Here is a 24592-nt window from a genome sequence, read left to right on the forward strand (position 1 = left end):
GCGCTGGCCGGCGCACCATGGGGAGAAGCCGCCGCCTTCGTTACGGGATACCGCCAGTCTTCGCGGGCCATACAGCAGACCCGTCCGTGTGCTGCGACTCATCCGTGCTGGTGAGCTTCGCATTACAGCCCCCAACCTGTCGCCCACTAAGGACAGCGAAAGAGCCTCAGATCACGAACTGGATCTGAGGCTCTTCATCGTCGCTGGCGAAGCCGGTCAAGGCTCGGGGGTCCGGGGGCCGGGAGGCCACCGGCTAGGGGGTGCGGGGGAGCTCGGCTCCCCTGCAGTCACAGCCCGGAGCCAAATGGCGCGGATGCGCCCCCTTGCGGAGGACCGAGCTTTGGGCCCCGGATTCCCCTGGGTGGTTACCAGTCGCCGCCGCCGAAGTCTCCGCCGCCGAAGTCTCCGCCGCCGCCGAAGTCGCCCCAGCCGCCGCCGCCACCGAAGTCGCCGCCGCCGCCGAAGTCGCCGCCCATGTCGCCGCCGCCGTCGGCGTAGCCTTCCGCGTAGCCGGCGCCGTAGCCGCCGTAGCCCCAGCCGCCGCTGAGCATGCTGCCCATCATGGTGCCGATGAACATGCCGGTCATGACGTCGCCGAAGCCGCCGTAGTAGCCGTAGGCGTAGGGCTGGTAGGCGGGGCCGGCGTCGTAGTAGGGCCGGCGGTGGCCGTCGACCATGACCTCGCGCATCTGCGGGTCGAAGCCGCGCTCCACGGCCTCGGCGTCCATGCGGCAGGCGGGGACGTCGCGGACGGCGCCGCCGGGCGGGGCCCAGCGGACGTCGCGGACGGACGGGCCGTGCTGCGGGTTGAAGAAGCAGGGGGCGCGCCGCTCGGGCACCGGCTCGTTGTTGACCTTGGCCTTGACGACGGCCAGCGCGTAGCGGCCGTCCTCAAGGGTCTGGGTGACCTCGCGGACCTGGTCGGGCCGCTGGACCGCGTTGAGCTGGGTCTTGGCCTTCTCGTACGAGTCGAGCGCCGTCTGCCACTCGTCGATGTGCTTGCCACCCTGGCCGGCCAGGGTGACGTCGGTGTCGAGGGCGGTGATCTCCTCGCCGAGCTTGGTGACGTCCTCCTCGACGGTCTGCTTGACGGCGGCGAGGTCTTTCGCCTCCTGGATGGCGCGCTTCTTCTTCTTGTTGCTGGAGTAGAGGAAGTAGCCGCCGCCGCCGACCACGACGAGCGCGCCGAGGGCGATCAGGGCGGCGGTGCCGCCGGCGCCGGGGTTGGACTGGCTGCCGCTGCTCAGCGCGGAACGGTCACCCTTGGCGGCCATGTCGACGCGGTTGGCGAAGTCTTTCATGCCGGCCACGATGTCGCCCGAGTTGGCGTTGACCGAGAGGTCGGAGAGCTTGGCGGCCATGCCGGGCCGCAGGGCGCTCGACGCGGTGAACATCGTCTGGCCGTCGAGCACGACGACCGTCGCGCTGGGGCGGCCCGCGGCGCTCAAATCGGAGCTGAGCTGCTTCAGGTACGGCCCAACGGTGGAGTTGTCGAACGTGCCGTCGGGCAGCGCGACGGCGTAGATCTTGCTGTCGGCACCCTTGAGCGCGTCATTGATCTCGCTCTGCTGGTCCGACGACAAGGAGGAGCCGGACACCGCGTACAGCGGAGCCTTCTTCCAGTTGGACACCACGGAGTTGGCATCCGGTGGAGCCGCCGCGTGGGCGGCAGGGGACAGCGCAAGAACGACGATAAGACCGGCGATCAGAGCCGCGATCGCGGCCCCTGCTCGGCGCAGCGAATGGGTCATTGGCAGCAAGCCTCCTTCGCCCTTAAGGACGAACGGGCGATCGGCGAAGTTCCTTCATGGGCACGCTACCTGTCCGGGAGCGCTCAGGCGCACACCGTGGCCGAACAGTCCCCGACGGTTGCACCTGAGCCCTACCCGCGTTACGTGTTCTTGATCTCGCAGATGGTGGCGCCGGCCGTCACGGTCTGACCGATCGCCGCCGTGAGCCCCGTGATCGTGCCCGCCTTGTGGGCGGCCAGCGGCTGCTCCATCTTCATGGCCTCCAGGACGACGACGGTGTCGCCCTCGTCCACCACGTCGCCGTCCGACGCCACGACCTTGACGATCGTCCCCTGCATGGGGCTGACGAGCGCGTCGCCGCCCGCCGCGGACGCCTTCCTGGTCCTGCCGCCCGTACGCCGGGGCGTCTTGGAGGGGGCGGGCGCCGCGGAGCCGAGGCCGGCGGGCAGGACGACTTCGAGCCGCTTGCCCCCGACCTCGACGGTCACGGTCTCCCGCGCGGAGGCGGTGGTGTCGGGCGAGGCCACCTCCCCTTCGTACGGCGGGACGGGGTTGTCCCACTCGGTCTCGATCCACCGGGTGTGGACGGTGAACGGCTCGGAGGTGAAGGCGGGGTCGGCGACGACGGCCCGGTGGAAGGGCAGCACGGTCGGCATGCCGGTGATCTCGAACTCGGCCAGGGCCCGCCGCGCCCGCTCCAGCGCCTCCCGCCGGGTCCGGCCGGTGACGATCAGCTTGGCCACCAGCGAGTCGAACGTCCCGGGGACGGTCATGCCGGCCTCGTACCCGGCGTCGAGGCGCACGCCGGGCCCGGAGGGGGTGCGCATGGTGGTCAGGGTGCCGGGGGCGGGCAGGAAGTTGCGTCCGGCGTCCTCGGCGTTGATCCGGAACTCGATGGAGTGGCCGCGCAGGGCGGGGTCGTCGTAGCCGAGCAGCTCGCCGTCGGCGACGCGGAACATCTCGCGGACGAGGTCGATGCCGGCGACCTCCTCGCTGACGGGGTGCTCGACCTGGAGGCGGGTGTTGACTTCGAGGAAGGAGATGGTGCCGTCCTGGCCGACGAGGAACTCGCAGGTGCCGGCCCCGACGTAGCCGGCCTCCTTGAGGATGGCCTTGGAGCTGGCGTACAGGACGGAGACCTGCTCGTCGGTGAGGAACGGCGCGGGCGCCTCCTCCACCAGCTTCTGGTGGCGGCGCTGGAGCGAGCAGTCGCGGGTGCTGACGACGACGACGTTGCCGGCCCGGTCGGCCAGGCACTGGGTCTCGACGTGGCGGGGCCGGTCGAGGTAGCGCTCGACGAAGCACTCGCCGCGCCCGAAGGCGGCGACCGCCTCGCGGACGGCCGACTCGTACAGCTCGGGGACCTCCTCGATGCGGCGGGCGACCTTGATGCCGCGCCCGCCGCCGCCGTACGCGGCCTTGATCGCGATCGGCAGCCCGTGCTCCTCGGCGAACGCCACCACCTCGGACACGCCGGCGACGGGGTCCTTGGTGCCGGCGACGAGCGGCGCGCCGACCTTCTGGGCGATGTGCCTGGCCCGCACCTTGTCGCCGAGGGCGGCGATGGCGGCGGGCGGCGGGCCGATCCAGGTCAGCCCGGCGTCGATGACGGCCTGGGCGAAGTCGGCGTTCTCGGACAGGAAGCCGTAGCCGGGGTGCACGGCGTCGGCGCCGGAGCGGCGCGCGACGTCGATGAGCTTGCCGATGTCGAGGTAGGTCTCGGCCGGGGTCTGTCCGCCCAGCGCGTACGCCTCGTCGGCGACCTTGACGTGCAGGGCGTCGAGGTCCTGGTCGGCGTAGACCGCGACGCTGCCGATCCCGGAGTCCGCACAAGCCCGGGCCACACGTACGGCGATCTCGCCGCGGTTGGCGATCAGAACCTTCCGCACCTGCGTTGTCCTTCCTCCTAGAGTCAGCGGCCCAGGTACGCGCCGCCGTTCACGTGAAGCACCTGCCCCGTGACGTGCCCGGCACCGGGGGAGGCCAAGAAGAGCACGGTGTCGGCCACATCGGAGGGGGCTCCGGGGCGGCCGTTGCGTGTGTTCTCCACCCGGGCCTTGATGCCCTCCTCGGTGAGGCGGCCCTGGAAGAACTCGGTGTCGAGCACGAGGCCGGGGGAGACGACGTTCGCGGTGATGCCTCTGGGGCCGAGCTCGGCGGCCAGGTCGGCGGTCCACGACTCCAAGGCGGCCTTGGCGGCGCCGTACGAGCCGGAGCCGGTGCCCCTGGCGGCGATCGAGCCGATCGAGACGATCCGGCCGCCCTCGCGCATGCGCGGCGTGAGCGCGGTGGTGACGAGCACGGCGGACATGAGGTTGGCGTTGAGGTTGGCCCACCAGGATTCGGCGACCTCGGCCGGCTCGCGTGGCTGCCTGCGGCCCAGATTGGTGTTGCCGCCGGCGTTGTTGACCAGCACGTCCACGCGTTCGGGCAGGTGGGGGAGTGCGGCCCGCACCTCGGCGGGGCTGGAGGCGTCGAACGGCAGGAACCGCGCCCCGATGCTCTCGGCGGCCTTGGCGAGCACGTGCTCGCGGCGGCCGGTGATGGTGACGCGCTCGCCGAGCGAGGCGAAGGCGGCGGCGATCGCGTAGCCGATGCCGGTGCCGCCACCGGTGACCACGATCTCCCGCATGCGCCCCTCACCCGATCCGAACATTCCTCGGGTAGACCATAGCCGCTCGGCATAACGGCGGCGATGTCCGGGAGTGCTTCCTTAGGGTGATGGCGCTTTGACAGGCGCCAGGAGGTAGGCATGAGCCACAGCATGGTCGGCGGAAATCTGCAGGAAATGCAGCAGATGTCCAACCAGTTCACGCAACAGGCGGAGGCAGTGCGCGCCACGATGACCGCTCTCGACCGCGAGGCCGCGAAGGTCGGCACCGCATGGACGGGGCAGGGGGCGCAGCGCTTCCAGCAGTCGTGGCAGAACTATCGCACGGCGTTCCAGCGGATGGCCGAGGAGCTGGGAGAGGCTTCGCGGGTCATCACGACGTACCGGCAGAACATCGACACCGCCACGCAGTGAGCGACGGGAGGGGCCCTGGCGGGTAGAGCTGCCGGGGCTTCTTCCCGTTGGCGGCCGGCGCGAGCATCCAGGGCCGGCGCACGTATCCGGCCGGCGCGAGCGTCCAGGGCCGGCGCACGTACCCGGCCGGCGCGAGCGTCCAGGGCCGGCGCACGTACCCGGCCGGCCACGAAGACCCGGCCGCTGACCCTGCGGGGTCGAATCGGGCAAGCTACGCTTTCTCGCCGTGATTGGTCGCGTCCTCGTGGCGAGCGTGCTCGCCCTGCAGGTCCCGCTGGTGCCCGCCGCCGCCGCTCAGGCTGACTGTTCCCCCGAGCGGGGGACGATGCAGGTCGGCGCGTCGTGGGCGCAGCAGCGGCTCGACCCCCGGCGCCTCTGGTCGCTCTCGACGGGCGCGGGCGTCTCGGTGGCGATCATCGACAGCGGGGTGGAGCTGAACCATCCCCAGATCCGGCTGGCCGGCAAGGCCGACCTGACGGGCACCGGTTACCAGGACTGCATCGGGCACGGCACGGCCGTCGCCGGCATCATCGGCGCCCAGTACACGCAGGGCGTGATGTTCTACGGCATGGCGCCGGGGGCGCGGCTGCTGTCGTACAAGCAGACCAACTCCGAACGCGACGGTGACCCGAAGCTCCTGGTGGCCGCCATCAAGGCGGCGGCCGACCAGGGCGCCAAGGTGATCAACGTGTCGATCTCGACGACCGACCAGCCCGCGCTCAAGGCGGCCGTGGAGTACGCCATGGCCAAGGACGCCCTGGTGGTTGCGGCGGCGGGCAACGTGCAGAAGGACGACGGCACCACCGTCCCGGCCTATCCGGCGAGTTACGAGGGCGTGCTGGCGGTGGGCGCGGCGGGCCCGAACGGCGCCCTGTCGGACTTCTCGAACTCCAAGACGCCCGTCTCCGTGCTGGCTCCCGGCCAGGACGTCACCTCCACGTGGCCGGGCCGCTCCTACAACCGGGACCTGGACGGCACCAGTTACGGCACCCCGTTCGTGTCGGGGCTGGCGGCGCTGGTGCGGGCCCGTTTCCCCGATCTCGACCAGGCCCAGGTGCGGCAGCGCATCATCGCGACGGCGGACGGCGCCAGCGGCGCGGGCAAGGGCGACGGGATGATCAACCCGATGCTGGCGCTCAGCGCGGTGCTGCCGTTCGAGCCGAACAACGCGCCCGTGGTCGCGCCCCCGCCGCCGAGCGCGCTGCCGCCGGGCACCGTGGCGAAGGTCGCGCCCGTCGATCGGGACGCCGTCCGGCTGGCTCTGATCATCGCCGGCTCCGCCTTGGGGGTGGCGCTCCTCGTGACGGTGGCCCGGATCATGGTGCCGATGGGGCGGCGCAGGGGCTGGCGGCCGGGCCGTGCCGAGTAGCCCGCTTCACTGTGGCTGCAAGGAAACGGCACTGTGAATTGTCGGGTATGCCGTGAAACCCCTGATGCTGGTGTTACCTATCTGGTTGAATATCCCTCGATCATGCTTTGGTAGGTGAAAGGTGAGGCATGCACCCTTTGCGCCCTGGTGATCCAGAGCGGATCGGCGCCTTCAGCGTTGTCGGGCTGCTGGGAGAGGGGCCGAGAGGGGAGCTCTTCCTCGCGCGCGCATCCGACGACGCGCCCATGGTCGCGATCAAGCTCCTTCCCGCCGAGCCCGAGTCCGGCCCCGACCGGCCGGCCGACCATCTGGCGGCCAAGCGGGTCTCCAGCTCGTACGTGGCCAGGGTCCTCGACGGCGGCCTGCACGAGGGCCGGCCGTACATCGTCCGCGAGTACGTCGAGGGCAAGAGCCTGGCCCAGACCGTCGCCGACGACGGGCCGCTGACCGGCGACGCGCTCGAACGCGTGGCCGTCGGCGTGCTGACCGCGCTGTCGGCCGTGCACCTCGCCGGGCTGTCCCACCGATCGCTCACCCCGCACAACGTCATCCTCGCCGCCGAGGGCCCCAGGGTCACCGACGCGGCCGTCGGCGAGCCCGTCGGCGAGCCCGCCTACCAGGCCCCGGAGCAGCTCGAAGGGCTGCAGTACGGCCCGTACGCGGACGTGTTCGCCTGGGCCGCGACGGTCGTGTTCGCCGGCAGCGGCGCGCCGCCGTTCGCCGACCGGGACGCCGTGCTGAACGGCGAGCCCGAGGTCCGGGTGGAGGCCGAGCCGATGCGGCGGGTGCTGCTGGCGGCCCTGGCCAAGGAGGTCACCAGGCGGCCGACCACGTACAGCGCGCTCATGCAGGTCCTCGGCGACGTGAGCGGGCCGAAGCAGCCCGCCGCGATCGCGGCAGGGCCGATCGAGGGCGTCCCCGTCCCCGGCACGCCCGTCCAGGGCCCGCCGCCCGTGCAAGGGCCGCCGCCCATGCAGGGCCCGCCCATGCAGGGCCCGCCGATCCAGGGTCCCCCGCCCGTGCCGGGCCCGCCGCCGGTGCAGGGCCCGCCCCTGATGCAGGGGCCGCCGCCGATGCGCGGCATGCCCATGCCGCCGCAGCCCGAGGCTCCCATGTGGGGGCCGCCGGACGCCGACGTGCCGCCGCCGCACCACATCAGGCTGGAGGCCGTGCAGAACCGGCCGGCCCAGACGCACCGGAGAGGCTTCCCCCTCGCGCTGGTCGCCGGGGTGGCCGTGGTCACGCTCGTCGCCGTGCTCGGCCTGTGGGGCGCCAACAGGTACGTCAAGCTGCAGCAGGTCAACCCCGCCGCGGCCCAGGCCGACGCCGACGAGATCCCGATGGCCGAGGCCACGGGGACCCCGGCCCCGCAGGGCTCCTACCCGGTGGGCGTCAGCCCGTCGCAGCCGGAGTCCGCGGTCCCGTGGGCGACGACCGCCAGCCCCGACGACGAAGGGGTCGGCCCGCTGGTCCTGCCCACCGAGTGGGGGTCGGGCGCGCCCACCGTGCCCTCGGTCCCCGAGCTCACCTCGGCGCCGACCACGCCGGCCCGCTCCCGTCGCAGCCGGTCCCGGTGCCCACGCAGGCGCCGGTGACGCGGACGACCACCGCGCAGCCGACGCCCACCAAGAAGAGGAGCAAGCCGACGGCGACCGTCACCAAGACGGTGCAGCCCAGCAAGACGCCGACGAAGAAGCCGGACCCGACGCCGACCGAGGAGCCGGAGCCGACACCGACGCCGACGCCGACCAAGACGACGGCCAAGCCCACCCCGACGAAGACGACGGCCAGGCCGACCCCCAGCAAGACCACGGCCGCGCCGGTCAAGAACCCGTACACGCCGACGCAGGTGTGCGGCTCGGGCTACTCCGTCCAGCGGTCCAGCTCGTTCTCCGGCGGCGTGACGTACCAGCTCTGGAACAACAGCACCGGCCAGAACTGCGCGGTCACCATGAAGACCGCGAACGTGGGCAAGTCCAGCCCGGTCAGCGTCACGCTGGAGGCGCAGGGCGGCGGCACCGACTCCGACAGCGGCAGCTACGAGTACTACGCCGGGCCGGTCTACGTGTCGGCCAAGGGCAAGTGCGTGAAGTACTCCGGCAGCGCCGGCTCGGGCAGCACCAGCGCCGGCTGGGCCAACTGCGGCTGATCCACCCGGCGGGCGCGGGCCCCGGCACCAGGTGCCGGGGCCCGCTGCCGGTCAGTAGCCGACGTAGCCGTTTCCGCGCAGGCCGGGCACGTTCGACACCGAGCCGTAGCGCGAGACCGCGTACCGCACCCCGGCGATGATGTTGTCCACCGGGTTCCAGATGTCCTTGTGACCGTTCAGCGCGTAGGCGTTGAACGTGGGGTCGATGGTCTGCATCAGCCCCTTGGACGGCGTGCCGCGGGCCGCGTTCGAGTCCCAGGTGTTGATGGCGTGCGGGTTGCCGCCCGACTCGTGCTTGATGATCGTGGCGATGGCGACGGGGTCCATCTTCGAGCGCGGCACGCCGTTCCGCTCCAGGATCGCCATGGCCTGCTCGATCCACTCCTTGACCTGCCCGGTCGGTTGGACGGCGGGCGGCGGGCCGCTGGAGCCGTACCCGCCGAAGCCGCCCCCGCCCTCGGGGCCACGGAGGCCGCCGTCCGCGCCCTGCAGGGAGGTGCCCGCCTGCGGCCGGTAGTCGGGCTCCGGCTCCCAGCCGGTGGACTTGCCACGGGGCGGGACGAACGTCTGCGTCGTCACCTCGGGGATGCCGTGGAAGGTCTGCCCGCGCTCGTCGAGGAAGCGGCCGATGTCGTTCTTGGCCTTGGTCACGGCCGCGTCGGCGGCGTCCACCCACGGCTGCGCGTCGGCCTTGGCCTGCTCGACCAGCTTGGTCAGGCCCGGCCGCACGTCCTCCGCGGTGGCGTCGGGGTGCTCCTTGTAGTAGGCGTTCTCGTACGTCGTCGCGCTGGTGCTGAGGTCCCGGATGATGGCGGCGATCTCGGTGTGCGCCTCCCGCAGCGCGCTCGCCGCGTCGCCGAGGGAGGAGGCGGCGTTCGACAGCGCCGACTTCAGGTCGCCGGCCGCGGCCTGGTACTTGCCCATGTAGGTGTCGAACTGGTCGGCCGCGCGGCCCTTCCAGGCGTTGTCCACCGTTCGCACCGCCGCCGACAGCCCGCGGGCGAACTCGTCGACGTCGCCGGACACGCCGCGCCAGGCCGCGGCGAGCGTGTCGATCGCCCCCGGATCGCCCTTCACCTTCCGCAGCATCGTGTCGAGCGCGGCGCCTCCGGGCAGGTGCGCCACGCTCACGAGCCGGCCCCGTGCGCCGCCCGGATGTTCTCCTCCACGGTGCTCAGCGCGTGCTCGACGGCGCGCAGCTTCCTGCGGGCCTGGTCCGTCTCGGTGATGACGGCGTTCCAGACGTCGTTCGCGGCCGTGGCCAGCGCGCCCGAGTCGGTCAGGTCGCCGAAGGTGGCGGCCGCGACGGGGGTGCGGTTGTTGACCGGGGCGCCGTCGTCGCCGTAGGTGATCTGTCCCGGGTTGCGTTCGGTCAGGGTGTCCTCGTACTGGCCGGCGGCGCGCTTGATGGCCGTGCGGCAGTTGTCCAGCGCCGAATAGTGCGTCTCGAGATCCGGATCCGCCATACCTCATCCGTCCTTCGCCACGATCAGTCCTGTCCTGGCTGGTCAGCGCCCAGGAACGCCGTCTGCACCAGACGCGGCCCGTGGCGCCGGTCCAGCAGTTGCCCGCGCCCCGGCGGGAAGGGCTGGGGCCGGACGTTGCCGAACAGCATGCCCTCGTCCTTGTTGCCCGACAGGAGCAGCGCCGGCGTCGCCATGTCCTTCATCCGCTGGATGACGGGGTCGAACATGGCGCGGCCCGCGCCGCCCATCTGGCGGCTGAGCACGACGTGCAGGCCGATGTCGCGCGCCTGCGGCAGCAGCTCCACGAGGGGAAGCAGCGGGTTGGACGAGGTCGCCACGAGGTCGTAGTCGTCCACGACGATGTAGAGGTCGGAGCCCTGCCACCAGCTCCGGTCGCGCAGCTGCTGCGGCGTCAGGTCGGCCGGGGGCAGGCGGTTCAGCAGCGCGCCCCTGGCGTCGTTGATCAGCTCGGCCGCGGCGGCGCTGGAGGCGGCGTAGCCGATGCGGTGCTCGGTCGCCGCGGAGTCGAGCAGCGAGCGCCGGTAGTCGATCACGATCATCATGGCCTGGCTCGGCTGCTTCCTGCGCACCAGGCCCTCGGAGATGAGGCGCAGCAGGTTGGACTTTCCGCTCTCGTTCTCGCCGAACACGATGAAGTGCGGGTCGGCGTCGAAGTCCAGCGCCACGGGCGCCAGCGCCGCCTCGTCGATGCCGATCGGGATCCGGTCGGGGTCGTCGGGCAGCGACGCGGCGGGCAGGATCGCGGGCAGCAGCCTGACCTTCGGCGCCGCCGGGCCCTGCCACGAGTCGCGGACGGCCTGCACCAGCCCGCGCGCCCCGGCCGCCAGGTCGGAGACGTTCTGCACCCCGTCGATGCGCGGCAGCGCGCACAGGAAGTGGAAGCCGTCCTTGGTCAGGCCGCGCCCCGGCGCGCCCTCGGGCACGCTGACCGCCTTCTTCCTGCTGACCTCCGACTCGTAGGCGTCGCCGAGCTTGAGCTCGATCTTGGTGCCGAGCAGGTCGCGGATGCTGGGGCGGTACTCCGACCACTTGTTGGAGGCGGCGATGACGTGGATGCCGTAGCCGAGCCCGCGGGCCGCGATGTCGGTGATGACGGGCTCCAGCGAGTCGAACTCCTGCCGGAGCGTCAGCCAGCCGTCCACGACCAGGAACACGTCGCCCCAGCCGTCACCCTCGATCGTGCCCTCCTGACACATGCGCCGGTAGGCGGTCATCGACTCGACGCCGTGCGCGCCGAAGTCCCGCTCGCGCTGCTCCAGGATGCCGCTGACCTCGGCCACCGTGCGGCGGACCCGGTCGCCGTCGAGGCGGGCGGCCACGCCGCCCACGTGCGGCAGCCCCTCCAAGGAGGCCAGCGCGCCGCCGCCGAAGTCGAGGCAGTAGAACTGCACCTCGCGCGGGTCGTGCAGCAGCGCCATGCTCGCCACCAGCGTCCGCAGCACGGTGCTCTTGCCGCTCTGCGTGCCGCCGGCCACGCCCACGTGCCCGGCGCCGCCGGACAGGTCCAGCCAGAACGGGTCGCGGCGCTGCTCGAAGGGCTTGTCGATGATGCCGATGACGGCGTGCAGCTTGCCCCTGCCCGGCCAGCCGGCCGTGGTCAGGCCGTGCTCGGGGGTGACCGAGAGCGGCGGCAGCAGGTGCGCCAGGGTAGGCGGCTCGGCCAGCGGCGGCAGCCAGATGCGGTGCGCCGCGGGCCCGTGCCCGGCGAGCTGCCCCACCACGACGTCGAGGAGGCTGCGCTGGTTGCCGCCGGCCGGCTCGTCCTGGTCCTCCTCCGGCAGCTGCTGCGGGGCGGTGACCTCGGGGAGCGGCACGTGGGCCGGGCCGTACTCGACGACGTCGCGGATGGGGACCTGGCCGTCGGCCGAGACGGCCTGCGCCGGGTCCTCGTGGTACGGGCCGGAGACGTAGGCCGCCTTGAACCTCGTCATGCCGGTCGTGTCGAACTTGAGGTAGCCGTTGCCGGGCGCGGACGGCAGCTCGTACGCGTCCGCCACGCCGAGCACGACCCGGCTCTCCATGGCCGAGAACGTGCGCAGGCCGATCCGGTACGACAGGTGCGTGTCGAGCCCGCGCAGCCGGCCCTCCTCCAGCCGTTGCGAGGCGAGCAGCAGGTGCACGCCGAGCGAGCGGCCCAGCCGGCCGATCATCACGAACAGGTCGATGAACTCGGGCTTGGCCGCCAGCAGCTCGCTGAACTCGTCGAGCACGATGAACAGCGTCGGCAGCGGGCGCAGGTCGGCGCCCTGCTCGCGGGCGCGCTCGTAGTCGCGCAGGGAGGCGTAGTTCCCGGCGGCGCGCAGCAGCTCCTGGCGGCGCACCATCTCGCCGTGCAGCGCGTCGTGCATGCGGTCGACGAGGGGGAGCTCGTCCTCCAGGTTCGTGATCACGGCGGAGACGTGGGTGAGCGTCTCCAGGCCGAGGAACGTGGCGCCGCCCTTGAAGTCGACCAGCACGAAGTTGAGGATCTCGGGCGAGTGCGTGATCGCGAGCCCGAGCACCAGCGTGCGCAGCAGCTCCGACTTGCCCGAGCCGGTGGCGCCGATCACCAGCCCGTGCGGGCCCATGCCGCCCTGTGCCGACTCCTTGATGTCCAGCTCGACCACGCGCCCGTCGCTGCCGAGCCCGATGGGCACGCGCAGCCGGTTGCGGCCCGCCCTGGGCTGCCACGTGACGGCGGGCTGCACGCGGGCGGCGTCGCCGACGCCGAGCAGGTCGGTGAGCGTGGTGTTGGTGCCCAGCACGTCCTGCTCCTCGCCGCCGGAGCCGATCGAGGCGCGCAGCGGCGCGAGCTGCCTGGCCAGGCCCTCGGCCCGGTGGTAGTCGAGGGTGTCGGGGTCGCCCAGCCGGGTCGTGGACCGCTTGCCGGTGTGGTCGATCTTGACCATGTGGAAGCCGTCGGGCTGGATCTCCAGCCGCAGCGTGCTGGCCTCCTCGACGGGCCCGGTGGCGTCGGACAGGTCGATGACGGTGACGCCCTGGATGGCGTCGGTGCCGAGCTGGGAGTCGTGCGGCACGTGCCCGCCGTCCACGATCACCACGTGGTACGGCAGCGCGTCCGCCGCCGTGCCGGGCCGGAACCTCGCGCGTTCCTTGAGCTCCTCGCCCACGAGCTGGTCGAGCCGCGACAGGTCCTCGGCCATCAGCCGCACCTGCCCGGCCGCGTCCACCTGCTCGGGGTGCAGCGCGTGCGGCAGCCACTTCACCCAGTCCCAGTACGGCATCGACTCCTTGCCCGCGCACACGAGGATCCGCATGTCGTCGGGGGAGTGGAAGGTGACGAGCTGCGCGACCACGGCGCGGACGAGGCTGCGCGCGGCCCTGGGGTCGCCGGAGAGCCTGATGCGGGCGAAGGAGTTGAGCGCGACGGCGACCGGCAGGCCCGACACCGTGGAGTGCGCGCGCACGAACCTGCGCAGGGCGCCGGCGGTCAGCGCGTCGAGGTCCTCGACGGGCTTGGAGTCGGGCGGGATGAGCTGCACGGCGAGCTTCTGCACGCCGGTGCCCAGGCGTACGGTGGCGAAGTCCTCGTCGCGGGGCGGCGCTCCCACAGGCGCGGGCCCATGGCCACCCACCAGAGCGTGTCGGGGGCGGGGCCGCTCCACTCCAGGGCCTCGCGCTGCTGGACGGCGGCCTTGCGGACGCGCTTGCGGATCTGGGCGAGGTAGCGGAAGTAGTCGCGGCGCAGGCCGTTGAGGCGGTTCTTGCGCTCTCCGGCGTTGCGGCCGAGCTGGCCGGCCGTCATGCCGAGCATCGAGACGGCGAACAGGCCGCTGGCCACGTACATGATCGGGCTGGAGTTGCCGCCGGCGGTGAACATGAGGGCCATGGCCGCGCCGCCCGCGAGCATCGGCACGTACATGAGGACGCCCGAGAGCCCGGCGGGCTGCACCTCGGGAATCTCCGGCGGGGACTCCAGGAGGATTTCCCCGCGCGGTGGTTTCGGACTGGGGCGGCGCTCGGGGCGACGAACAACAACAATGCTCACTGACGCGACAACCCTCCTGTCACCTGAAACACTTTCTTACCAGACCTGCCGTCCCTATATGTTCGGCATGTCGGATTTAGCCAGCCGAACGTGGAGTGGCCGTGACCTCGCTCGCCCATCAGCCGATGCAGCCGATGCGTCCCATGCCACCGGGCGCTCCCATGCCACCCGGCGCTCCCATGCCGCCGGGAGGTCCCGTCCCGCCGGGTGGCGCGCTGCCACCGGGGCCGGCGCTGCCGCCGGGCGCGCAGCCGGTGCCGCGCGGGCCGCTGGCGCCGCTGTGCCACGTCACGATCGTCGCCCCGCGCCGCCGCGTGGACCTGGCCCTGCCCGCCGACATCCCCCTGCCGCACGTGCTGCCGGGCCTGCTGCGTGCCGTCGGGGAGGGCGGCGGCGACGCCGGCTCGCCCGGCTGGGTGCTCCAGCGGCTGGGCGGCGCGCCGTTCGACCTGAGCCAGACGCTCGCCTCCCTCGGGGTGCTCGACGGCGAGCTGCTGTACCTGCGGCCACGCGAGCTGGCGCTGCCGCCCGCGCTCTACGACGACGTGGCCGACGTGGTCGCCACGGGCGTGAAGGAGAGCACGGGCAAGTGGGAGTCCCGCCACACCAAGGCGATGGGCACGGGCGCGGCGGCCGTCCTGCTCGCGCTCGGCGCACCCGGGCTGGTGCTGTCGGGGAGCGAGCCGCTGGGCGTGACCGTGGTCGCCGGCCTGCTGGCCCTGCTGCTGCTCGGCGTGAGCACCGCCCTGTCGCGCGCGGTCGGCGACTCCTCCGCCGGCGCCCTGATCGGGTACGCCGCGTTGCCCTACGCCTTCCTCGCCGGCCTGTACGGGCTGCTCAGCGGCTCCACCCTGGCCGGGATCGGCGCCCCGCACCTGCTGGCCGCGCTCACCTGCACCGCGCTGGTGGCCACGCTCGGCGGCACCATGGTCGCCGGCGGCGTGGCGGGCTTCCTCGGCACGGCCATCGCCACGGTGGTGGGCGCGGTGGCGGCGGCCGTGGTCATGGTGTTCGGCGTCCCGGCCGCGGGCGCCGCGGCCATGGCCGTCACGCTGCTCATCTCGCTCAGCCCGCTGATCCCGTCCCTGTCGTTCAAGATCGCCAGGGTGCCGCTGCCCACCCTGCCCACCAACGCCGAGGAACTGCGCGCCGACAACCAGCGCCTGGACAGCGAGGCGGTGCTCGCCCGCACCGCCCAGGCCAGCCGGTACGCCACCGGCATGGTCACCGGCATCGCCCTGACCGCGCTCGGCGCGCTGGCCTACCTGGTCACGGCGGCGACCTGGATGGCGATCGCGATGGCCGTCGTGCTCTCGCTGGTGATGCTGCTGCGCGCCCGCGTCTTCCACGGCGTCGGCCAGCGGCTCTGGCTGCTCGGCGTGGGGCTGGCCGGCCTGGTGGGCGTGGCGGTCGCGCTCAGCGTGGGCGCGGGCACGGTGGCCGCCGCCGCGGTCGTGATGGGCCTGCTCTGGGTGGCCATGCTGGTCGTCGGGCTGGGCCTGTGGCTGCCGTCGGGCAAGCTGTCGCCGTTCTGGGGACGGGCGGGCGAGATCGTGGACGTGATCCTGCTCATCGCCCTGTTCCCGCTCGCGCTGGGCGTGCTCGATGTCTACACCTGGATCCGGGGGCTGGCGGGCTGAGCGGTCAGTCGTCGTAGGGGTCGCGCTCGGCCAGCCGCCGCATCCGCAGGTTCCGCTCGGAGGTCTCGGCGGCGAACAGGTCGCGGAACTCCTCGAACTGGCGCTGGATGTCCTCCAGCCCGAGCTGGGCCTCGGGCACGCCCAGCACGCCGCGCGTCTGCCGGTCCTGGTCCTCCTGCGCCTGCCGGACGGCCTGCACCACCTCGTCCTGGAGGGCGGCGACGTCCAGGCGCAGGACGCGGGGCGCGAAGGTGACGCTCTGGAGGCGGCCGTCCGCGTCCACGACCGCCTTGGTCAGCCCGCTGCGGCTCTCGCCCCTGCCGACGACCTCCCGCAGGCTCTGGGCGGCGTCCGCGAGGTCGCGCAGCTCGCGCTGGTTCTCCCGCATGAGCCGGTCGATGTCGTTCTCGGTGTAGTCCATGGCATGCCACGCCATCGGCGGCCGGTTAACCGAAAGGGTTGCGGAACTGTCCGGACGCTGAATCTGGTGTGAAGATCACAGCAATTCGCCCGTTCACCGTCGAACGTGGACAACAATCGCGTTTTGTGGCGAATACTCAACAAGGTTCGGGCCAGGAGATCTACGTCACGTCGTCCACGATCGCCCACACGCGCTCCCGCATGGACGACGAGCTGAAGCCGGCCGTGGAGCACATCCACGGGCTCCTGCCGATGACGACCGTGGACGGGCTCGGCTTCGGGCAGATCGGCGGCCTGTTCATCCAGGGCGCGTACGAGCAGTTCCGCACCTGGCTCGACACGACGCTCGGCGAGGCGGAGACCTGCGTGCAGGAGTGCTCGACCGCGCTCGGCCGGGCCAGGCGCAACTGGCGGGCGGCCGAGGAGGCCAGCATGGTGAGGTACCGCGGCTGATGAGCACCCCCGACCCCTGGGCGCACACCCGCACCACCCCCAACCAGCCGGTACCGGGCAACCCGTACGCCACGCCCCCGGGCACGCCGACCACGCCGCCGGCGAGCGGGGGCTTCGGCCCCGCCCGCTATCCCGGCACGCCGGGCTTCGGCGGCCCCACGCCGGGCCCGTACAACACGCCGGCCCCCCAGCAGGCGGTCTCCGCGCTGCGCAATCCGTACCGGCCGGTCATCGGCGAGAGGGCTCTCGACGTCCTCAAGAAGGCCGGCCGGCTCACCGTGGGACTGGCGCCCTCCATCGCCATCGCGGGCGGCATGCTGGCCAACGAGCCCGGCATGGCGAGAGCGGTCAGCACCCTCGACAGCGGCATGTCCGCCCGGCTCGACGACGGCATCAAGCAGCTGCTGCCCCAGCTGCTCAACACGGCCAGGGACGGCTGGATCGCCCTCGACCGCGACGAGTACGAGAAGTGGATCTGGACCTTCCACCGCGAGATCGGCGCGCTGCGCAACGTCATCTCCAAGGGCGCCGGCATGCTCGACGAGGTCGCGGCCGGCTACCGGAGCTTCTGGACCTGGGTGCTGCGCGCGTCGCTGGCCGCGATCGGCCTGCTCGTCGTCGCCAAGAAGCTGCAGCGGGTGCCCAACACCTCCGTCTGGGGCCTGCTGCTGGAGCGCTACATCACCGGCACGGTGAACGTCTCCACGCTCTTCCTCGCCACCACGCTCGGCCACACGCTGAAGGAGGCCGGGGACGTGCTGTCGACCATGGTGAAGAAGCAGCACCAGTTCGGCTACATCACCCCCAGCGGCGACGCCGCGATCGACTTCCGGTCGGTGACCATCGACGCGAGCGAGTTCCCCTCCTTCGCCGAGCCCGACCCGCGCACCGGCCTGCCGCCCGGCTACGAGGACTTCACCTGGGTCGAGCCGAAGCGGACGGAGACCACCGCGCAGCCCTGACGGTAGGGTTGCGGCAGAACAGGGCTTTTGTGGCAGGTGAGGGGCGTGAGCATGGAGCGGGAGTTCGGCGCACTCGACTTCGACAAGATCCTCAGGAACGCCGAGCAGCAGATGGCCCGCGTCGCCGAGCTGCGCAGCTCCATGGTCGAGCTGACCGGCCGGGCACAGGACGAGGACGGCCTCGTCACCGCCGAGTTCGGCGGCGGCGGCCTCAAGGACCTCGTCCTGCACCCGAAGGCCATGCGGCTCACCTCCGGCGAGCTGGCCGAGCGCATCAAGGCCGTCATCGAAGAGGCCGCCGCCGACCTGCAGCGGCAGCTGAGCGAGATGATGGAGGAGGCCTTCGGGGAGGAGAACCCGCTGCGGTTCGGACGAGACCCCGAGGGCGCGCTGGAGCAGGTCCGCCAGGCACAGGCGGCCTACGACCGGACCCACGAGGACCTCATGGGCCAGCTCGACCGCATCCGGCAGCGCATGGAGGGCTGAGGCCCGCGGCCGCCCCAGCACGAGGCCACCCGCGCCCTGAGGCCGCCCCGGCACGAGGTCACCCGTCCTGAGGCCCGAAGCCGCCCCGGCACGAGGTCGGTCGCGCCCTGAGGCCTGGGCCGCTCCGGCGCGAGGTCACGCGCGCCGGAGCCGCCGCGTCCGGCTCAGCCGATCTTGTCCGGGCCCGTTGGCGTGGGCACGTGCCACACGCTGGGCTCCGGGTCGTAGATGTCGCGCGTCTTCTCGCCGCCGTCGCTGCCCGGCGCGCCCGCGCCCGCCCCTGGCGGGTAGGCCATGAAGCCGGAGCCCGGCGTGGCGCCGCCGCGCAGGACCGCCGGGCTGGCCGCCGCCGCCGCGCCGCCGCCCGACGGGTACCACATGCCGCCGTTCACGCCCGGCTGGACCGCCGGGTTCGGTGTCGGCAGCGTGCTCGTCGGCGTCTGCGGCGTGGGGACGCTCGTGGTGGTCGGCGTGGTGGTCTGGTACGGGTTCGAGGTCGAGCCGGGGTTCGCCGTGGGCGTGGTGGTGCTGTCGGCCAGCTCGGTCCGGCCGTCGGCGCCGATCACCGGGGGCACGTCCCGCGCGGAGTCGCCCGGCGCCTGACCGGACGGCTGCTGGCCCTGGGTGCCGCCGGGCTGCTGTCCGGAGTCACCCGGGTTGGGGGTGGCGGAGCCGTCCTGGCCGTTCTGGCCCGGGGCCGCGGGATCCTGCGGCGTGCCACCGCCCGAGCCCGTCCCGGAGCCGCCCGAGCCCGCTCCTGAGCCTGCCCCTGAGCCGCCCGTGCCGCCCGTGCCGTCCGAGCCCGACCCGGAGCCGCCCGCGCCGGAGCCGGTGGCGCCGCCGCCCGATCCGGAGCCCGTGCCGCTCCCGGAGCCGTTCCCGCCGTCCCAGTACGTGACCGGGCCGCCGCCGGCGTCGCTGCCGCTGCCGACGTCGATCTTCTTGTTCTTCGTCAGGGCGACGTCGAGCGGCGTGACGTTGGGCATCCGGAAGGACAACCCCTCCGCCATCCTGGCGTTCACCTCGGCGATCTCGTCGTTGAGGCGCTTCAGGTGGTTCCTGGCGATCTCGTCGGGGGTGAGGACGCCCGACAGGGACGGGTCGCCGAACGTCCCGCCGGCGGTGTTCTGGTCGAGCAGCGGCGGCGCGTACTCGGCACCGCCGGTGCCGCCGCTGCCGCCGGAACCTCCCGTACCGCCGGAACCCCCGGTGCCGCCGCCGTTGAGCATGCCGCCGCCGGCGTTCTCCTCCGGGGCGGCGGGCAGGGCCGCGCGGTACTCCCTGACCTTCGCGGCGTACTGCTTCATGGGGGTGCCGGTGTCATGCATCGCCGTGCCGAGCGCACCCGCGCTGGCGAACAGCACCCGCAGGCTCTCCAGCGCCTTGGTGGCGCCCTCGCCGCGCCAGACGTTCTTCAGCTCCTCGGCCGTCCGCCTCAGGGCGTCCTGGACGCCGTCCTCGCCCTTGATCAGCTTGGCCGCCTCGACGTAGCTCTGCCCGGCGGCCTCGATCCGGTCGGGATCGGTGCTGTTCAGCCAGGAGACGACCTGCTCCCGCGTCGTGCCCGCTCCAGGGTCGCTCTCGCCAAGGTAGGCGTAGAGCCTGATCGGCTGCCATTCACCCATGGCTCAACAACCCCGCCACTTCTCACGCACTGCTGTCCTGATGGAATCTCTCGTAGTTCGCGATGGCCTTCTCCACGGCGTCCACCCACTGCTCGACGTGGTCGAGGAGCTTGCCGTAGCTCGGGTCGAGCACCGTGTAGGCCTGCTCGGTGTTCGCGCCGAAGGACGAGGCCACCTCCCACTGGCCGGTCTCCTGCGGTCCGACGTTGCCCATGCCGGCCACCTCCCCGATCGTGCCGGGACCGCTGTAGGTGGCGCTCATGGAGGCGGGGGCGTTGCCGCGCAGCGAGTCCAGCTTCGTGCGCAGGCGTCCGACGACGCGCCGCAGCTCCGTGTGGTCGACGTACGGGCCGCCCGTGGCGGCGTCGTCGCCCAGGCCGGGGAAGTTGGCGGGCAGCTCCAGCTCCGGAGCGGGGCTGCCGTTGTCAGCGGGGCGACTCATGCCTTGCCTTTCGACTCGCCCTTGAGGGTGGGATTGATGGTGGGCACGTCGCTGGCGAAGAGCGAGTCGTCCTCCAGGAGCCACGTGGTCCGCGTCGTCTCCTGCGCGTCCTCCTTGCCCTTGCCGCGCGCGCCCACGGGAGGCACCACGGGCACCGTCGGCGCCCTGCCGCTCGCGCCGCGGCCCGCGGCGGAGGCGGCGCCGGCCGCCGCGCCGTTGCCGAACGCGCCTCCCACGGACGAGCCGCCGTACGGGCTGCCGATGCCCGTGGCCGGCACGTTCGTGGCGGCGGCGTTCAGCGCGGGAGTGGTGGTCGAAGGGACCTGCGGCAGGGTCGCCGCCGGGTCGCCCAGGCCGGCCAGGGAGGTCTGCGGCGCGTTCGGGCTCGTGCCGCCGGCGCCGGGAACGTTCGTGGCCGGAACGTCGGCGCCCTGCCCGCCGGGCAAGTTCGCGCCACCCGCGCCACCCGCGCCGTTCGTGCCGCCGAGGCCCGTGCCGCCGCCCGGCGTGGCGCCGACTGCCGACCCGTCGGGCAGCGTGCCCCCCGGGTACGTGGTGTCCACGCCGGGGATCCGGTGCAGGCTCGGGTCCGTCAGCCCGTCCTGGCCGGTGGGGTAGCCGAGGCCGTCGATGCCCGGGGCGCCCGGGTCGAGGCCCTGGCCGAGCCCGGCCGGCACCGTGCCGCCGCCGGGGCCGTTGACGTCCGGGATCGTCGGGGTCCGCGGGGCGAGCGGGCTGAACTGCGGGATGTCGGTGTTCAGCTCCACCGGGAAGGCCTGGTTGTTCTGGTTCGTCGCCTCGGTCAGCAGCTTGATGTGCTCCTTGGCGGCCTTCCTGTCCTTCTCCTCCTTGGAGTCGCCGACGAGGTTCGCGAACGGGCCGTCGGTGAACAGGGCGGTCACGCCGCCGGCCAGCGTGCCCACGACGGCGCCGATGACCGCTCCGGGCGGGCCGCCGATCACGCCGCCGCCGATGGTGCCGACCGCGCCGCCCTGGAAGGCGCCCTCCAGGACGCTGACGTCCCGGTCGGCGGACTCCGGCAGGTTCTTGCCGCTGAAGACCGACAGCGTGTGGGCCTGGAGGAGCAGCGCGGGGGCCACGCCGGACGGGTTGGCCGGGCACTGCTCGGCGTCCACGGGCTGGTTGCTGATCGTGGTGGAGACGTCGGAGGCGGCCGCGCGCAGCCGGCGCAGCTCGGCCTTGACCGTCTTGGCGTCGTTGCCCGTCGTCCAGTGCTCGTCCAGCGCCCGGAGGTGCCGGTCGATCACCCCGATCAGGTGCTCCAGGCGCCGCTTGGCCGTCAGGAACTCCTCGGCCGCGCTGCGCAGCAGCTCCGGCTTGTTCTTGTTCAGGTGGTCGCGCAACAGCTGGAGGTCGGCGTAGTCGACCTCGCCGGTGTCGAAGTCCTGCCTGATCGGCTGCTGGAACCGGCTCATCAGACCTGCACCGACTGCGAGCGGCCCTCGCTGTCGACCTCGATGTCGTCGTAGTTGCGCAGCGCCTGGTCCAGCAGGTCGATCACGTTACGGACCTGCGTGGCGATGTTGCCGTACGACACGGTGACGGCGCCGATGGCCCGTTGGGCGCTGGTCTGGAAGCCCGTGGCGGCAGGCCAGTAACCGCTCATGGCCTCGTAGTCGTCGCGTAGCTGCAACGCCGGAGAGGCCTGCGCGAAGACAGGCTGGGCGGTGCCGTCGTTCTTGGCGCCGCCGTTCTTGCTGTCAGGGCTCAGGAGCGCGAGCGCTTCCTCCAGGTCGGTCCTGGCGGCCTTGATCGCTCGCCTGCTGAGCTCCACACCACGATCGTTGCCCATGCTCCCCCTTCGCTGTCAGGGCCTCCACCGGTGCCGCTCGTGGATGCTGCCGCTAGTCGGCGCCCAACATGATGGAGTTGATGCGCTCGACCTCCCTCATGTTCATGTGGGTCACGTTGATCGTCGTCTTCAGCTCGGTGATGACGGTCGACATGTGCGAGGCCTCGGTCTGCCAGATCTTGCGGACCTCGTCAAAGACGGCCTTCGCGTCACCCTGCCAGATCGCGCTCTTGGCCAGGAGCTGCTGCTCCAGCGTCTCGAGCGTCTCGACCATGCCGTTGAACGCGTTCTGGAAGTCGGCCTCACCGGCGTCGAGGCCGCTGTAGTTGAGCTTGGTCACGTCGAACATGTCTTCAGCGGGCATGCTGACCTCCTTCGGTGCCTGCGGGATGGGTGTGTGTTGCTAGCCGGCCGTACGCGACATCGGGGCGGCGTTGATCAGGGCCTCGATCTTGTTGATCGCCTGCACCCGCTCCTCGTTGAACGCGGCGTAGTTCCTGTTGCTGCCGCCGATGTTCTCCGCCAGCGTCCGCAGGCTGTCGAGCACCTTGTCCATCCGCTGGTGCCAGATCCTGTGGACCTGGTCGAAGGCGTATTCCGACTGGCCGACCCAGCTCGCCTTGAGGGTCACGCCCGCGGTGTCGAGGTTCTTCTGGATGGTGCGCAGCTTGGTGGCCGCTTCCTCGATGTATCCGATCGCGGCTGTCAGATCGGACGCACTTACCTGTGTCTGGTCCGCCACAGGTCTCCCTCCCTTGCCAGTCGTCTGACTAGGCCGACACGTCGTGTCAGCCTATTTGGTCACATTAGTGAACTTCTGCCCCTAGCGTCGCACGTGATCGAGTTAATTTTCCATAGCAACCAGGAGGATCGTGGGTGTATCGCCAGAAAAGGTGGTGTTTGTGCCCCTGGCCAGAGGTGGCGGCAGTAGTCCGTAATGCGGGTGTACGGGGGCAGCGGGGCTGGCGTAGCGTATGTGCCGAACGTGACTAGGGGGGCGTGTGTCCAACTCATCCTCGTCCGCCGAGAATCCCTTCACCAGCGCTCTCGGCAACGCCGCGGGCGCCGTCGATCCGCGGACCAGCGATCCCGACTTCAAGATGCGGTACTCCAGCGTCAGGACGCTGGGCACGAACGTGCGCGGCTACGGCGAGAACCTGTCGCAGCTCAGCTCCAGCACCCGTGCCATCGACCTGCACACGCTGACCTTCGGCGTGATCGGCGGCGGGCTGAACGTCGCCCACCGCGCCGCCCGTGACAGCGCCGCCGAAGCGCTGAAGCAGGCCAAGGACGTGCTGGAGTCGTGGAAGGAAGCGCTCAACACCGCCGCGGACAACACCGAGGCGGCCGAGCAGGCCAGCAAGGCCCCGCAGGACGGCGGCGGCAAGATCCCGCAGATCAAGAACCCGGGTGGCGGCCTGCCCTCGGGAGGGCTGGGCGGCCTGCCGAAGAACACCGGCGGCCTGGGCGACCTGGGCAAGGGCGGTCTCGGCAAGGGCGGCATCGATCCGAGCGACCTCGGCATCGACAAGCCCTCCACCCCCGACCCGTCGGACATCAAGCAGCCGGAGATTCCCACCCCCGACCCGTCGGACATCAAGCAGCCCGAGGTCCCCACCCCCGACCCGTCCGACATCAAGCAACCGGACCTCAACACGCCCGACCCGTCCGACATCAAGCAGCCCGAGATCCCCACTCCCAGCGCCACCAGCCCCGACCTGAGCGGCCTCGGCCAGCCGAAGACCGACCTCGCCGGGCTGAACCCCCAGGTGCCCGCCACGAGCACGCCGCAGATCCGCACCCCCGACCTCCCGTCGACGAGCCCCGGCGGCACCACCGTGCCCCGCACGACGGCCGGCCTGCCCGAGGGCACCTTCGCGGGAGGATCGTCGTCGTCCGCCCCGGCCTCCTCCGGCCTGGGCGCCCCGGGCAGCATCGCCAGGGCACTGAACACCGGCGTGCCCCTCTATCCGCCCGGCGGCATGGGCGGCGCCCCCGCCCAGGACGGCAAGGACCGCGACCGCGGCCCGCACGCCGGTGAGGACGAGGAGACCTGGGGCCTGGACGTCGACCACACCGTCGCGGTGCTCGGCAAGGAAGAGGTGTAAGCAGCGACATGGCAGGTTACGAGGGCTCAGTGGCGGCCTTCACCGCCGCGCTCGGCACGGCGTCGATGGCCGCGTTCATCATGCCGTACGCCTGGCCGGTCGTCGGGCTCATCGGCATGATGAACGGTGACCCGCAAGAGCAGGACCGGGGCGCCGAGGAGTGGCTCAACCCCCGCTCCGTCAACAACTGGCCGACCTACGCCCCCGCCACCCCGCTCACGTCGGCACAACAGCAGCAGCAATGGCACCCGCCGATGGCGGCGCACCCGACACCCGGCGACCAGAGCGACCTGACCTTCCTGCGCAGCGAGCTCAAGCGGCTGGCCAAGGAGGTCGGCGAGGTGGGCGACTGGGCGGGCCAGGCGTACCAGTCGTTCATCGAGAAGGTCAACGTCCTCGACAAGCACCTCGCCGCCCTCGACGACAACAGGGTCGGCACCGGCAACACGCTGAAGGCCTCGGCGCAGGGCTACAACGCGATCCTGATGGTCTGCGTCGCCGTAGCGGCGGTGCTGGCCGCGCTGGCGGTCTTCGTCCAGTTCTGCCGCGGCTCCCTCGTCAACGCCGCCGCCGGCGAGGCGAACGCGATGCGGGCGGTGGTGTCACTGCACGACGCGGTGTCGGCGGCGTTCAAGCAGCACTGGAAGCTCGTGCTGAAGGTCTCCCTGATCCTGGGCACCGCCGGAGTCGCCTTCAACCAGTTCACCCAGAACCTGCCGGGCATCGCGACGGTGAAGGCGGACAAGCCGAACCTGATCGAGGCCAAGGCCGTCTGGGACCCGACGACGGCCGACATCGTGGACGACCCGCAGAGCAAGCTCGACGCCGCCCAGCTCGAACAGCCGTCGATCATGCCGGAGTTCGGCTGGTGAAC

Annotated in this window: 24 protein-coding genes; 10 read left to right on the plus strand and 14 right to left on the minus strand. The window is 72.0% G+C overall.

Features of this window, described 5'->3' with window-relative positions; translation table 11 throughout:
- Positions 1-365: 365 nt before the first annotated feature.
- From KIS93_RS38755 to KIS93_RS38765, 3 genes are all read right to left on the minus strand, one after another.
- Positions 366-1751, minus strand: a complete 1386-nt coding sequence (locus KIS93_RS38755; RefSeq protein ID WP_155128573.1) for a hypothetical protein — start codon at positions 1749-1751, stop codon at positions 366-368.
- Between the two features lie 140 nt (positions 1752-1891).
- Complete coding sequence (locus KIS93_RS38760; protein ID WP_080042984.1) at positions 1892-3640, minus strand: acetyl/propionyl/methylcrotonyl-CoA carboxylase subunit alpha; 1749 nt, start codon at positions 3638-3640, stop codon at positions 1892-1894.
- A 23-nt stretch (positions 3641-3663) separates the two neighbouring features.
- Positions 3664-4383, minus strand: coding sequence for an SDR family NAD(P)-dependent oxidoreductase (locus KIS93_RS38765; protein ID WP_080042983.1), 720 nt, complete (start codon positions 4381-4383; stop codon positions 3664-3666).
- Between the two features lie 120 nt (positions 4384-4503).
- Here KIS93_RS38765 and KIS93_RS38770 point away from each other — a divergent pair, with 120 nt between their 5' ends.
- The 4 genes from KIS93_RS38770 (at position 4504) to KIS93_RS38785 (ending at position 8294) form a co-directional block, all read left to right on the plus strand.
- Positions 4504-4776, plus strand: coding sequence for a WXG100 family type VII secretion target (locus KIS93_RS38770; RefSeq protein ID WP_168013589.1), 273 nt, complete (start codon positions 4504-4506; stop codon positions 4774-4776).
- Between the two features lie 226 nt (positions 4777-5002).
- Complete coding sequence (locus KIS93_RS38775) at positions 5003-6145, plus strand: S8 family serine peptidase (protein WP_155128571.1); 1143 nt, start codon at positions 5003-5005, stop codon at positions 6143-6145.
- Between the two features lie 128 nt (positions 6146-6273).
- A complete protein-coding gene (locus tag KIS93_RS38780; RefSeq protein WP_186404643.1) occupies positions 6274-7740 on the plus strand; it encodes a serine/threonine-protein kinase in 1467 nt (488 codons plus the stop codon).
- Positions 7737-8294, plus strand: coding sequence for a hypothetical protein (locus KIS93_RS38785; protein WP_186404644.1), 558 nt, complete (start codon positions 7737-7739; stop codon positions 8292-8294). The genes KIS93_RS38780 and KIS93_RS38785 overlap by 4 nt, the downstream gene beginning before the upstream one ends.
- Positions 8295-8345: 51 nt before the next feature.
- Here KIS93_RS38785 and KIS93_RS38790 read toward each other — a convergent pair whose 3' ends face one another.
- From KIS93_RS38790 to KIS93_RS66010, 4 genes are read right to left on the minus strand one after another with little or no spacing between them, the layout of a single operon-like run.
- Positions 8346-9425: a transglycosylase SLT domain-containing protein gene (locus tag KIS93_RS38790; RefSeq protein WP_186404645.1), complete on the minus strand. Its 1080-nt coding sequence runs from the start codon at positions 9423-9425 to the stop codon at positions 8346-8348.
- On the minus strand, positions 9422-9760 hold the full coding sequence (locus KIS93_RS38795) for a hypothetical protein (RefSeq protein WP_186404646.1): 339 nt from the start codon (positions 9758-9760) through the stop codon (positions 9422-9424). The genes KIS93_RS38790 and KIS93_RS38795 overlap by 4 nt, the downstream gene beginning before the upstream one ends.
- A 23-nt stretch (positions 9761-9783) precedes the next feature.
- Positions 9784-13278, minus strand: coding sequence for a type VII secretion protein EccCb (gene eccCb / locus KIS93_RS38800; RefSeq protein WP_335673922.1), 3495 nt, complete (start codon positions 13276-13278; stop codon positions 9784-9786).
- Positions 13212-13673 (minus strand): hypothetical protein, encoded by a 462-nt coding sequence (locus tag KIS93_RS66010; protein WP_246005407.1) that lies wholly within the window; start codon positions 13671-13673, stop codon positions 13212-13214. Before KIS93_RS66010 ends, eccCb begins: the two co-directional genes overlap by 67 nt.
- A 275-nt stretch (positions 13674-13948) precedes the next feature.
- Here KIS93_RS66010 and eccD point away from each other — a divergent pair, with 275 nt between their 5' ends.
- Positions 13949-15409 (plus strand): type VII secretion integral membrane protein EccD, encoded by a 1461-nt coding sequence (gene eccD / locus KIS93_RS38805; RefSeq protein WP_080042978.1) that lies wholly within the window; start codon positions 13949-13951, stop codon positions 15407-15409.
- A 4-nt stretch (positions 15410-15413) separates the two neighbouring features.
- On the opposite strand, the gene KIS93_RS38810 is transcribed toward eccD, so the two are convergent.
- On the minus strand, positions 15414-15845 hold the full coding sequence (locus tag KIS93_RS38810) for a YbaB/EbfC family nucleoid-associated protein (protein WP_080042977.1): 432 nt from the start codon (positions 15843-15845) through the stop codon (positions 15414-15416).
- A gap of 110 nt (positions 15846-15955) precedes the next feature.
- Here KIS93_RS38810 and KIS93_RS38815 point away from each other — a divergent pair, with 110 nt between their 5' ends.
- From KIS93_RS38815 to KIS93_RS38825, 3 genes are read left to right on the plus strand one after another with little or no spacing between them, the layout of a single operon-like run.
- Positions 15956-16282 (plus strand): hypothetical protein, encoded by a 327-nt coding sequence (locus KIS93_RS38815; protein ID WP_155128569.1) that lies wholly within the window; start codon positions 15956-15958, stop codon positions 16280-16282.
- Positions 16282-17244, plus strand: coding sequence for a hypothetical protein (locus KIS93_RS38820; protein ID WP_080042975.1), 963 nt, complete (start codon positions 16282-16284; stop codon positions 17242-17244). Before KIS93_RS38815 ends, KIS93_RS38820 begins: the two co-directional genes overlap by 1 nt.
- Positions 17245-17295: 51 nt before the next feature.
- Entirely contained in the window at positions 17296-17730 is a 435-nt protein-coding gene (locus KIS93_RS38825) for a YbaB/EbfC family nucleoid-associated protein (protein WP_080042974.1), read from the plus strand.
- Positions 17731-17894: 164 nt separating this feature from the next.
- Here the strand turns inward: KIS93_RS38825 and KIS93_RS38830 are convergent, their stop codons facing one another.
- The 6 genes from KIS93_RS38830 to KIS93_RS38855 are packed head-to-tail and all read right to left on the minus strand — an operon-like array spanning position 17895 to position 22352.
- On the minus strand, positions 17895-19355 hold the full coding sequence (locus tag KIS93_RS38830; protein WP_155128567.1) for a WXG100 family type VII secretion target: 1461 nt from the start codon (positions 19353-19355) through the stop codon (positions 17895-17897).
- 22 nt (positions 19356-19377) lie between these two features.
- Complete coding sequence (locus KIS93_RS38835) at positions 19378-19797, minus strand: hypothetical protein (RefSeq protein ID WP_080042971.1); 420 nt, start codon at positions 19795-19797, stop codon at positions 19378-19380.
- On the minus strand, positions 19794-21233 hold the full coding sequence (locus KIS93_RS38840) for a WXG100 family type VII secretion target (protein ID WP_080042970.1): 1440 nt from the start codon (positions 21231-21233) through the stop codon (positions 19794-19796). Before KIS93_RS38840 ends, KIS93_RS38835 begins: the two co-directional genes overlap by 4 nt.
- Positions 21233-21610, minus strand: a complete 378-nt coding sequence (locus KIS93_RS38845) for a hypothetical protein (RefSeq protein ID WP_155128565.1) — start codon at positions 21608-21610, stop codon at positions 21233-21235. Before KIS93_RS38845 ends, KIS93_RS38840 begins: the two co-directional genes overlap by 1 nt.
- Positions 21611-21662: 52 nt before the next feature.
- Positions 21663-21974 (minus strand): WXG100 family type VII secretion target, encoded by a 312-nt coding sequence (locus KIS93_RS38850; protein WP_080042968.1) that lies wholly within the window; start codon positions 21972-21974, stop codon positions 21663-21665.
- A gap of 39 nt (positions 21975-22013) precedes the next feature.
- On the minus strand, positions 22014-22352 hold the full coding sequence (locus tag KIS93_RS38855) for a WXG100 family type VII secretion target (protein WP_080042967.1): 339 nt from the start codon (positions 22350-22352) through the stop codon (positions 22014-22016).
- A 259-nt stretch (positions 22353-22611) separates the two neighbouring features.
- On the opposite strand from KIS93_RS38855, the gene KIS93_RS38860 reads away from it, so the two are divergent.
- Together KIS93_RS38860 and KIS93_RS38865 are read left to right on the plus strand one after the other, a co-directional pair.
- On the plus strand, positions 22612-23718 hold the full coding sequence (locus KIS93_RS38860) for a WXG100 family type VII secretion target (protein ID WP_186404647.1): 1107 nt from the start codon (positions 22612-22614) through the stop codon (positions 23716-23718).
- Between the two features lie 8 nt (positions 23719-23726).
- Entirely contained in the window at positions 23727-24590 is an 864-nt protein-coding gene (locus KIS93_RS38865; protein WP_155128563.1) for a hypothetical protein, read from the plus strand.
- Positions 24591-24592 lie beyond the last annotated feature (2 nt).

The sequence above is a fragment of the [Actinomadura] parvosata subsp. kistnae genome (assembly GCF_900323885.1).
In the GTDB taxonomy this organism is placed as follows: domain Bacteria; phylum Actinomycetota; class Actinomycetes; order Streptosporangiales; family Streptosporangiaceae; genus Nonomuraea; species Nonomuraea composti.